General features: G+C 71.9%; 9 protein-coding genes. 7 read left to right on the top strand and 2 right to left on the bottom strand.

From position 1 onward, the window contains the following. The first annotated feature begins 6 nt into the window (after positions 1-6). From B9P64_RS30955 to B9P64_RS30935, 5 genes are read left to right on the top strand one after another with little or no spacing between them, the layout of a single operon-like run. Positions 7-2,331, top strand: coding sequence for a methyl-accepting chemotaxis protein (locus tag B9P64_RS30955; protein WP_217808654.1), 2,325 nt, complete (start codon positions 7-9; stop codon positions 2,329-2,331). A 10-nt stretch (positions 2,332-2,341) separates the two neighbouring features. Beyond that, positions 2,342-2,878 (top strand): chemotaxis protein CheW, encoded by a 537-nt coding sequence (locus B9P64_RS30950; protein ID WP_085315391.1) that lies wholly within the window; start codon positions 2,342-2,344, stop codon positions 2,876-2,878. Next, positions 2,862-3,674 carry a CheR family methyltransferase gene (locus tag B9P64_RS30945; protein ID WP_085315390.1) on the top strand — a complete coding sequence of 271 codons (813 nt, stop codon included), beginning with the start codon at positions 2,862-2,864 and terminating at the stop codon, positions 3,672-3,674. The genes B9P64_RS30950 and B9P64_RS30945 overlap by 17 nt, the downstream gene beginning before the upstream one ends. Then, positions 3,671-4,162 carry a chemotaxis protein CheD gene (locus B9P64_RS30940; protein WP_085315389.1) on the top strand — a complete coding sequence of 164 codons (492 nt, stop codon included), beginning with the start codon at positions 3,671-3,673 and terminating at the stop codon, positions 4,160-4,162. The genes B9P64_RS30945 and B9P64_RS30940 overlap by 4 nt, the downstream gene beginning before the upstream one ends. Before the next feature lie 9 nt (positions 4,163-4,171). Then, positions 4,172-5,251, top strand: a complete 1,080-nt coding sequence (locus tag B9P64_RS30935) for a protein-glutamate methylesterase/protein-glutamine glutaminase (protein ID WP_085315388.1) — start codon at positions 4,172-4,174, stop codon at positions 5,249-5,251. A gap of 91 nt (positions 5,252-5,342) precedes the next feature. Here the strand turns inward: B9P64_RS30935 and B9P64_RS30930 are convergent, their stop codons facing one another. Beyond that, complete coding sequence (locus B9P64_RS30930; RefSeq protein WP_085315387.1) at positions 5,343-7,160, bottom strand: FAD-dependent oxidoreductase; 1,818 nt, start codon at positions 7,158-7,160, stop codon at positions 5,343-5,345. After that, positions 7,157-7,963: a shikimate dehydrogenase family protein gene (locus B9P64_RS30925; RefSeq protein WP_085315386.1), complete on the bottom strand. Its 807-nt coding sequence runs from the start codon at positions 7,961-7,963 to the stop codon at positions 7,157-7,159. Before B9P64_RS30925 ends, B9P64_RS30930 begins: the two co-directional genes overlap by 4 nt. Positions 7,964-8,120: 157 nt before the next feature. On the opposite strand from B9P64_RS30925, the gene B9P64_RS30920 reads away from it, so the two are divergent. Next, positions 8,121-8,906: an IclR family transcriptional regulator gene (locus B9P64_RS30920; protein WP_085315385.1), complete on the top strand. Its 786-nt coding sequence runs from the start codon at positions 8,121-8,123 to the stop codon at positions 8,904-8,906. A 21-nt stretch (positions 8,907-8,927) separates the two neighbouring features. Then, entirely contained in the window at positions 8,928-10,670 is a 1,743-nt protein-coding gene (locus B9P64_RS30915; protein WP_085315384.1) for an FAD-dependent oxidoreductase, read from the top strand. Positions 10,671-10,958 lie beyond the last annotated feature (288 nt).

Here is a 10,958-nt window from a genome sequence, read left to right as displayed (position 1 = left end):
ACGCCCGTGAAACTCAACGACCTCAAGATTTCCACCCGCCTCGCGCTCGGCTTCGGCATCGTGCTGGCGCTCATGCTCGGCATCGCCGCCAGCAGCCTGCGCAGCCTGGCCGAACTCAACCGCTCGGTGGCCACCGTGACCCAGGACCGCGTGCCCAAGCTGCTGCATGCGAGCGACTGGCAGATCGCGGTGCTCGACAACGGCCGCCACATGCGCAATGCGCTCATCCTCGACGGCCGCGAGGCGATCGAGACCGAACTCGCGCGCATGGCCGAAGCCGATGCGCAGGCCGCCCAGCAGCGCGACGCGCTGATGCTGACCATCCGGTCCGACACCGGCAAGGCGGCGCTCAAGGCCGCGGTCGACGGACTGGGCGCCTATGCCGGGCCCGAGCAGGAGTTCATCGCGCTGGCCCGGACCGGCGACCTGGCCGGCGCCCGAAAGGTGCTGATCGAGCGCGCCCGACCGATGCAGATCAAGTACATCGAGGCCATCGGCAAGCTGGCCGCGTATGAGCGCGAGCGGGTCGAGGCGGCCAATGCCGATGCCGATGTCACGCTCGCCGACGCGCGCAACCTGGTCATCGCGCTGCTGGCGCTGGCGCTGGCGGCAGGTGCCGCGCTGGCCTTTGCGATCACGCGCGGGCTCAAGCGCCAGCTGGGCGCGGCGCTCGACGTGGCGCGCGCCATCGGTGCCGGCAAGCTCGACAACCACATCCAGACCGGCGGCCGCGACGAGACCGGCGAGCTGATGACGGCGCTGGCCGCGATGCAGACCGAGCTGCGCGAGCGCATCGCGCGCGAGACCAACCAGATCGAGAACCTGCGCATCCGCAATGCGCTCGACAAGTGCTCGACCAATGTGATGATCGCCAACGCGGCCAACGAGATCGTCTACATGAACGAGACCGTGGCCCAGATGATGGTCGCCAACGAGGCCGAGCTGAGGAAGGTGCTGCCGCAGTTCAACGCGCGCCAGCTCATCGGCCAGAGCATCGACGTGTTCCACAAGAATCCGATGCATCAGCGCAGCATGCTGGGCGCGCTGCAAACCACCCATCGCACTCAGATCAAGGTCGGCAGCCTGACCTTCGGCCTGATCGCCAGCCCCGTGTTCAGCGCCGACGGCGAGCGCATGGGCACGGTGGTCGAATGGTCGGATCGCACCGCCGAAGTGGCGGTGGAAAAGGAGATCGACACCATCGTGCAGGCGGCGGCGGCCGGCGACTTCAGCGGGCGGCTGGAGGCCGAAGGCAAGCAGGGCTTCTTCAAGACGCTGAGCAGCGGCGTGAACCAGCTGCTCGATACCAGCGAGCAGGGCCTCGGCGATGTGGCGGCGCTGCTCGAAGCCTTCTCGCTCGGCAATCTGGCCTACCGCATCGAGCGCGATTACCAGGGCCTGTTCGGCAAGGTGAAGGACAGCGGCAACCAGACCGCCGAGCAGCTCACGCAGGTGCTGGGCGAGGTGCGCGCGGCGGCCGATGCGCTGACCGGCGCGGCCAACCAGGTGAGCGCGACGGCGCAGAGCCTGTCGCAATCGGCCAGCGAGCAGGCCTCGTCGGTGGAACAGACGACAGCCTCGATCGACATGATGTCGGCCTCGATCACGCAGAACAGCGACAACGCCAAGGTGACCAACGGCATGGCCAACAAGGCCAGCCGCGAAGCCGGCGAAGGCGGTCAGGCGGTCACGCAGACCGTCGGCGCCATGAAGCAGATCGCGCAGAAGATCAGCATCATCAACGACATCGCCTACCAGACGAACCTGCTGGCGCTCAACGCGGCCATCGAGGCGGCGCGCGCCGGCGAGCACGGCAAGGGCTTTGCGGTGGTGGCCGACGAAGTGCGCAAGCTGGCCGAACGCAGCCAGGAAGCGGCCAAGGAGATCGGCGATCTGGCCGGCAACAGCGTGTCGACCGCCGAGCGCGCCGGCCGGCTGCTCGACGAGATCGTGCCGTCGATCCAGAAGACTTCCGATCTGGTGCAGGAGATCGCGGCGGCGTCGCAGGAGCAGAGCGAATCGGTCACCCAGATCGGCGGCGCGATGGGCCAGCTGAGCAAGGCCACGCAGCAGAACGCCTCGGCGTCGGAGCAGCTGGCCGCCACGTCGGAGGAGTTGTCGGGCCAGGCCGAGCAGCTGCAGCAGTCGGTGGCCTTCTTCAACCTCGGCGACGGCGCCGCGCCGATGCGCCAGGACGGCGGCGCGCGCGGCCGCGGCCCGGCGGCCCAGCCGGGCGGGCGCGGCGCGATCCGCCCGGCCGCCGCGCCGGCCCGCGCCGCCAAGCCGCAGCAGGTGGCCTACAGCGCCGCCAGCAACTTCCGCCCCTATTGAGCCCGCCGCGATGAACCAGCCCGCCACCGACGCCGGCGCCAGCGCGGCGCCGACCAAGTACCTCACCTTCTGGCTCGGCGCCGAGGTGTTCGCGCTCGACATCCGCACCGTGCGCGAAATCATCCAGTACCGCCCGCTGACCACGCTGCCGCTGATGCCGCGCTTCGTGCGCGGCGTCATCAACCTGCGCGGCGCGGTGCTGCCGGTCATCGATCTGCAGGCGCGCTTCGGCCGGCCGGCCACCGAGGTCGGCGCCAAGACCTGCTTCGTGATCTTCGATTCGGTGAATGCCGACGAGCGGGTCGAGCTGGGCCTGCTGGTCGACGCGGTGCGCGAGGTCATCGCGATCCCGGCCGACCGCATCGAGCCGCCGCCGGCCTTCGGCGCGGCGGTCAAGCGCCGCTTCATCGCCGGCATGGGCAAGGTCGGCAGCGAGTTCGTCGTGCTGCTCGACCCCGACAAGGCGATGGACATGGACGAGATGGCCGAGCTTTGCGAAGCGGCCCAATGCACGGCGCCCGGGGATCTGGATGCAGCCGCTGCGTGACAGCACCTTCCGCGACATCAGCGCGCTGATGCATTCGGCCATCGGCCTGTCCTTCGGCGCCAGCAAGAAGCCGCTGATCGCGGCACGCCTCGCGCCGCGCGTGCAGCGGCTCGGGCTCGCCGGCTTCGACGACTATCTGGCGCTGATCGCCAGCCATGACGACGGCGGCGAGTTCCAGATGGCGGTCGATCTGCTGACCACCAACGAGACCTATTTCTTCCGCGAGCCGGCGCATTTCGAGCTGCTGGAGCGCGAGCTGAGCGGCCGCCGCCACGAGCCGCTGGCGCTCTGGAGCGCCGCCTCGTCCTTCGGCGACGAGGCCTTCAGCATCGCGATGCTGCTGGCCGACATGCAGCAGCAGGGTCGCATCGGCGCCGACTGGTCGATCCTCGGCACCGACATCAGCGACCGGGTGCTGCGCAGCGCGGCCCAGGCGGTCTATCCGGCCGAGCGGCTGCGCGAGGTGTCGCCGCAGCGGCTCAAGCGCCACTGCCTGCGCGGCGCGGGCGAGGCCGACGGGCTGGTGCAGATGCAGCCGGCGCTGCGCGCGCGGGTGCGCTTCGGCCAGCTCAACCTGTGCCGGCCGATCGAGGCGCTCGGGCCGTTCGACGTGGTGTTCCTGCGCAACGTGCTGATCTATTTCGATGCGCCGACCAAGCTGGCGGTGGTCGACCGGGTGCTCGGCCAGCTGCGCCCGGGCGGGCTGTTCTTCGTCGGCACCGCCGAGGGCCGGGTCGCCTCGACCGTGCCGCTGCAGGCGCTGGCGCCGGGCGCCTTCCGCAAGGCGGCCGCATGATCGCCACGCCGCGCGCGCCGGCCGAGGTCGGCCCGGTCGTCACGCTGCATCCGGGCGACGTGCATTGCGCCGAGCGCGGCGTGCGGCTCGAAACCCTGCTCGGCTCCTGCGTGGCCATCGTGCTCACCGATCCGCGCCGCAGCCTCGGCGCGATGTGCCATGTCATCCATGCCGGCGCGCCGCCGGCCGGCGCGACCGCGCGGCAAAGCGTCTACGGCGACGTGGCGCTCGGCACGATGTACCGGCTGCTGAGCGCGCGCGGCATCGTGCCGGCGCTGTGCGAGGCCTATGTGTACGGCGGCGGCAACATGTTCCCGACCATGTGCCGCGACCGTCATGTGGGCACCGCCAACATCGACTGGGCGTTTGCCGCGCTGGCCCAGGACGGCATCGCGCTGGCCGGCCACGATGTCGGCGGCACGGTCTACCGGCGGCTCGGCTGGACCGTCGGCCCCGACGCGCCGCAAGTCGTCGCCTGCGAGGTCTGAGGTGAGGTCATGACGGTCAAGGTCTTCGTGGTCGACGATTCGGCCGTGGTGCGCCAGGCACTCAAATACCTGTTGCAGGACGAGCCCGAGATCGAGCTGATCGGCAGCGCGCCCAATCCCATCCTGGCCGAGCCGGTGCTGCGCCGCACGCCGCCCGACGTGCTGCTGCTCGACATCGAGATGCCCGGCATGGACGGCCTGACCTTTCTGCGCAAGCTGATGGCCGACTGCCCGCTGCCGACGGTGATCTGCTCGACCCTCACCGCCAGCGGCAGCCAGATGGCGCTGGAGGCGCTGGCCGCCGGCGCGGTGGCGGTGGTGGCCAAGCCGCGCATCGGGCTCAAGCAGTTTCTGGAGGAGTCGCGCCGCGAGCTGGTGCAGACGCTCAGGGCCGCCGCCCGGGCCCGGCCGCTTGCCGGTGGCGCCGGCGCGCCGGCGCGCGCGGGTTCCTCATTTGCGCCCACCGCCACCGCGCCGCCGCCGCGCGGCGCCGCACGGCCGGCGCGCAGCCTGTCGGTCAACAAGCCGGTGGTGCTCGGCAGTTCCACCGGCGGCACCCAGGCCATCGAGCAGGTGCTGCTGGCGCTGCCGGCCGACTGCCCGGGCATCGCCATCGTCCAGCACATGCCCGAGAAGTTCACCGCCATGTATGCCAGGCGGCTCAACGACATCTGCGCGATGAACGTGCGCGAAGCCGAGGACGGCGACCGGCTGGAGCGCGGCGTGGTGCTGATCGCGCCCGGCGGCCGGCACATGCAGCTGCGCCACAGCGGCGGCAGCTACTTCGTGGAAGTGGCCGACGGGCCGCAGGTGAACCGGCACAAGCCGTCGGTGGATGTGCTGTTCCGCTCGGCCGCCGAATGCGCCGGCGCCAATGCGCTGGCCATCCTCCTGACCGGCATGGGCGACGACGGCGCGCGCGGCATGAAGCAGCTGCACGACGCCGGCGCCCACACCGTGGCCCAGGACGAGGCGAGCTGCGTGGTGTTCGGCATGCCCAAGGAAGCGATCAAGCTCGGCGCCGCCGACGAGGTGATCGACATCGCCCAGGTCGCTGGCGCGATCCAGCGCTTCGACGCGCGCGGCTGAGGCGGCCGGACGGCCGGGCGGTTGAGGCGGCGGCCCGGGCCGGGCGGCCGCCTTTTGCCGGCCCACCGCCAAGCCGCGCCAAGCCGCCGCGTCAGACCAGCGCCGCCGAGCGCGCCGGCGCAGCCGCGCCCTGGCCGCGCCGCGCCAGCGCATCCAGCGCCGCGAGCCAGCCGAACACCAGCCCCGGCCCGAGCGTGATGCCCGGCGCCGGATACACGCCGCCCATGATCGAGTGCATGTCGTTGCCGACCGCGTACAGCCCGGGGATCGGCCAGTCGCCCTCGGCCAGCACGCGCGCGGCGGCATCGGTGACCAGGCCGGTCGCCGCGCCGATGTCGCCCGGATAGAGCCGCACCGCATAGAACGGCGCGCGGCCGAGGGCGCCGAGGCAGGGATTGGCCAGCTCGGTACGCGTCGCATCGCCATTGGCGCGCTGGTAGTCGGTGCTGCCGCGACCGAATTGCGCATCCACGCCGCTGGCCGCCGCGTCGTTGATCTGCGCCACGCTGGCTTGCAGCACAGGGGCATCCGCGCCCAGCCTGGTCGCCAGCTCGGCCAGCGTGGCCGCCTCGATCAGATAGCCGTCGGCCAGAAACGGCGCCAACCCCTTGCCGCCGGGCCGGACCATGCCGATGCCGTAGCGCTCGAGCCCGGCGCGATCGGTGATGAGCCAGGCCGGGATCGCCGGCGACTGCCGATGCGCCGCCTGCATCGCGAGGCCGAACAGGTGGTAGGACGTGCTCTCGTTGACGAAGCGCCGGCCGCGCTGATCGACCGTGACAAAGCCGGGCTTGCCGCGGTCGAGCAGAAAGTGCGGGAAGGCGGCGGTGCTGCCGTCGGCGCGCTTGCGCAGCGACACCGGCGCCCAGAAGCAGTCGCTCATGCCGCCGCTGCCGTAGCGCGCGCCGGCCGCCAGCGCCAGGTCCTGCGCCGCGCCGGTATGGCCGGGCGCGCCCGGGCACCAGCTGGCGTCGATGCCGGGCAGGCGCTCGGCGCGCTTTTGCGGATGGCGGTTGAAGCCGCCGCTGGCCAGCACCACGCCGCCGGTCACGCGCAGGGTGCGGCTCATGCCGCCCTGGGTCAGCGTCACGCCGGTGACCGCGCCATCGCCGTCGCGCACCAGCCGCTCCAGCGAGGTGCCGAGCGCGAATTGCGCGCCGCGTTCCAGCAGCGAATAGAGCTGGCGCGCGATCAGCGCATTGCCCATCACCAGCCGGGTGCCGCGCGCATGGCTCAGCCGGTCGCGGCCGTGGCGCGCCACGATGCCGAGCGAATGGCGGAACGCCTTCCAGTCGCGGCCGAGCTTGAGCAGGTTCGCGATGTCGTCGCGGTCGACCATCATTCCGCCGAGCACGGTGAACTCGGGAATCGGCGGCCGCACGAGGCCGAACCAGTCGCCGAGCAACCGGCCGTCGAAGGGCTTGGGCTCGATGGCGCGGCCGCGCAGCGTGCTGCCTTCCAGCTCCGACAGGTAATCGGGATGGAAGGGCCGCGCGCGGTACTTCACCTGCGAGTTGCGCTCGATGTAGTCGACCGCCGCCGCGCCGTTGCGCACAAAGGCCGAGCGCAGCGCCGCCGGGCTGCGCTCGCCGACCGCGCGCGTGAGAAAGCCCTCGGCCTTCTCGACGCTGTCCGCAAAGCCCACGTCGGTGCAATGCGAGTTGAGCGGCACCCAGGTGGTCGCGGCCGACAGCGCCGTCGTGCCGCCGAGGAATTCGGTGCGCTCCACCACCAGCACCCGCGCGCCCTCGATGGCGGCGGTGAGCGCGGCGGTCAGGCCGGCGCCGCCCGCGCCGATCACCACCAGATCGAAGCTGGCGTCGGCCGGAATGTCGGTCAGCGCAGTGCGTACCGGCGTGTCGATGCGGCGCAGCGCGGCATCGGTCGGGGCGATCTTGGCGTCGCTCATGCCGCCACCTCGCCGCCGAGCAGGAAGGCGACCATCAGCTCGCGCACGCGGCCGAACATCTCGGTGCCGAGCGAGGTGCGGCAGCCCCGGGCGCGCGCCGCAGCGATCAGCGGCGTGACCAGCGGCACGGTAATCACGTCGCCGACAAACTGCTCGGGCGTGAACCGCTCGGCCTGCACCGGCAGCGGATCGCCGGCGCGCATGCCCATCGGCGTGGCGTTGATGACGATGTCGAAGCCGGTCGGGTCGGGCGAACCGGCCACCACCGCGCCGCGCCCGAGGCCGGCCAGCCGCGCGATCAGCGCGCCGCACCGGGACGTGTCCTCGTCGTGGATGGCGAGCGTGCCGGCGCCGGCCATCAGCTGGGCATGCGCGATCGCCGAGCCGGCGCCGCCGGCGCCGACCAGCAGCACGCGCTTGCCTTCGGGCTTGCAGCCGGCGTCGGCCATGGCCTGGGTAAAGCCCAGGCCGTCGACCATGTCGCCGTGCCAGCTGCCATCCGCATTGCGGCGCAGCGTGTTGACCGCGCCCAGAAAGCGCGCGCGCTCGGTCAGCGTGGCGCAGAGCGCGCTGGCGGCGAACTTGTGCGGCACGGTCACGATGATTCCGTCGACATTGCGCGCCAGCGCGGTGGCGCGCAGGCAGGCGTCGAAATCGGCCGGCGCCACATGCCAGGGCACGCAGACGGCATCACGACCGCGCTGCTGGAGCGCCTCGGTGACGCCGGCCGGCGATTTCACCTGGGCGATCGGGTCGCCGACGATGAGATGAAGGCGGGTCGCGCCGCTCAATGGATGCTGCATTGCTGGCTCCTCATGGCCTTGCTGCGAAAGGGATGGGCCGAATGCTAGCCGTTTTTTGGAACTTGATTCCACTTTTGGCTATCATTCAACTCAACGCGAACCTGCTCGCCCGGCCTGTGGGAGCATCGGCGCCCTTTCCGCCCTCCCCGGTCGCCCCATGAACGGAATCCTCGAACGCACCCTCGCCATCCTCGAACTGCTGGCCGCCCATCCCGAAGGCCTGGCGCTGGCGGCGCTCGCCGACCGGCTCGACATCCCGCGCAGCGCCGTGCACCGGCTGCTGGGCGACCTCGCGCGGCTCGGCTATGTGCGCCAGCTGCGCGACTTTGGCGACTACGCGCTGACGACGCGGCTGGTGGCGCTGGGGCTCAACTTTCTCTACTCGTCGGGCATCGTCGACATCGCCCAGCCGGCGCTCGACCGGCTCGCCGAGCTGTCGGGCGAACTGGTGCGGCTCGCCGTGCTCGACGGCGAACGACTCACCTTCGTGGCGCGCGCCCAGGGCGCCCGCAAGGGCCTGCGCTACGACCCCGACATGGGCATGGACGCGCGCCTGTCCTGCACCGCCACCGGCCAGGCCTGGCTGCTCACGCTCGACGACGAGACCGCGCTGCAAGCGGTTGCGCGCCAGGGCTTCGGCAAGCCCGAGGACTACGGCCCGGCCGCGCCCACCACCGTCGGCGCGCTGCTCGCGGCGCTGCGGCTGGCGCGCGAACGCGGCTGGGCCGGCGTCAGCGAATCGGCCGCGCCCGGCATGGCCGCGCTCGCCGCGCCGATCCGCACTGCCGGCGAGCCGGCCATCGGCGCGGTGGTCATCGCCGGCCCGGCGCTGCGCATGACGCCCGAGCGCATGGCCGCGCTCGCGCCCGATCTGCTCGCGGTGGCGGCCGAACTGGCCGTCGCCAGCGGCGCCTCGCGCCTGTTCCACAAACCGCCCGCCTGATTGGCCTGAAGGAGAACCGCCATGCCCCTCGTCTGTGACCTGCTCGTCGTCGGCTCGGGGGCCGGCGGGCTCTCGGCGGCCGTGACCGCCGCCGCGCTCGGCCTGAAGGTGATCGTGGTCGAGAAGGAGCCGCAGTTCGGCGGCACCACGGCATGGTCGGGCGGCTGGATGTGGATTCCGCGCAATCCGCTCGCGCGCGACGCCGGCATCGATGAAGATCCGGCGGTGCCGCTGGCCTATCTGCGGCATGAACTCGGCGCGCATTTCGATGAAGCGAAGGTGCACGCCTTTCTCGCCGCCGGCCCGGCGATGGTCGAGTTCTTCCGCCGCCGCACCCGGGTGCAATTCATCGACGGCAATCGCATGCCCGACTTCCACGGCCATACGCCGGGCGCGGCGACCGGCGGCCGCTCGGTCTGCGCCGCGCCCTTCGACGGCCGCGAGCTGGGCGCGCGCATCCATCAGCTCAAGCCGCCGCTCGACCTCACCACGCTCTGGGGCATGGGCATCGCGTCGGGCGCCGATCTGCGGCACTTCTTCCAGTCGCAGCGCTCGCTCAAGTCGCTGGCCTACGTGACCCGGCGCGTGCTGCGCCATCTGAAGGATGTGGCGCTGCACGGGCGCGGGCTGCATCTGGTCAACGGCAATGCGCTGGTCGCGCGGCTCGCGCAATCGGCCTTCGATCTGGGCGTGGAGCTGCGGCTGGCCAGCCCGGTGCTGCGGCTGACCACGGCCGACGCGGCCGTGACCGGCGCCGTCGTCGACAGCCCGCGCGGCCCGGTCGAGATCCGCGCCCGGCGCGGCGTGGTGCTGGCCTGCGGCGGCTTTCCGCGCGATCCGCGCCGGCTGCGCGAGCTGCTGCCCGGCGACGGCCGGCACTGGTCGGCCGCGCCGCCAAGCAATACCGGCGACGGCCTGCGCCTTGGCGAAGCGGCCGGCGGCGCAGTCGCGCGCGATCTGGCCCAGCCGATGGCCTGGGCGCCGGTGTCGCTGGTGCCGCGCGGCGACGGCAGCGCCGGCCATTTCCCGCATCTGATCGAGCGCACCAAGCCCGGGCTGATCGCCGTCACCGCGCAGGGCCGGCGCTTCGTCAACGAGGCCGACTCCTATTACGACTTCATGCTCGGCCTGATGCGCGCGCTGCCGGCCGGCGCACCGGCCGAGGCCTGGCTCATCTGCGACCGGCGCTTTCTGCGCCGCTGGGGCCTGGGCGCGGTCAAGCCGGCGCCGATGCCGGTCGGCGCCCATCTGCGCAGCGGCTATCTGAAAACCGGCGCCACGCTCGACGCACTCGCGCGCGCCTGCGGCATCGATCCGGCCGGCCTCGCAGCCACCGTGGCCGACTACAACCGCCATGCGCGCGCCGGCAGCGATCCGGCCTACGAGCGCGGCAACACGCCCTACAACCGCGCCGGCGGCGATCCCGAGCAGGCGCCCAATCCCTGCGTCGCGCCGCTGGAAACCGGCCCGTACTACGCGGTGAAGGTCGTCGCCGGCAGCCTCGGCAGCTTTGCCGGCCTGCGCACCGACGCCCAGGCGCGCGTGCTCGACGGTGCCGACCAGCCCATTGCCGGCCTCTATGCCAGCGGCAACGACGCCGCCAGCGTGATGGGCGGGCGCTATCCCTCGGGCGGCATCACGCTCGGCCCCGCGATGACCTTTGGCTGGCTCGCGGCCCACCATGCGGCCGGCATCGCCGCCCTGCCCGATCCGGCCGTCGCCAACCCGGCCGCCGCCGCCCGCAGCGAGCCCAGCCCGGCCTGAAGCGCCCGGCCAAAGCGTGGTTTTTGCCGGCTCAGGGGCGACCCGCGATCCGCGCAATCATCGAACGCAAGCGCGCGAATATCGCGCACGCCCGATTGCCCGGCTTGCAGTCGCTGCCTAGCCTGCGCTGCCGACGTCGAATTACGGCGTTGCGCCCGGTCAAGGAAGCTCGCTTTGACCGACCCGCGCAACGCTCGGCCTTGATCCAAGAGCTTTGCAGTCCGACTCCCGCCCTGTCCGAAACCGGTTTGGCCAGGGTGGTTCCTTCGGATGCCGGGCTGCAAAAGA

This window comes from Derxia lacustris (assembly GCF_002105195.1).
In the GTDB taxonomy this organism is placed as follows: Bacteria; Pseudomonadota; Gammaproteobacteria; order Burkholderiales; family Burkholderiaceae_E; genus Derxia; species Derxia lacustris.
This window is presented reverse-complemented; position numbering and strand designations above follow the sequence as displayed.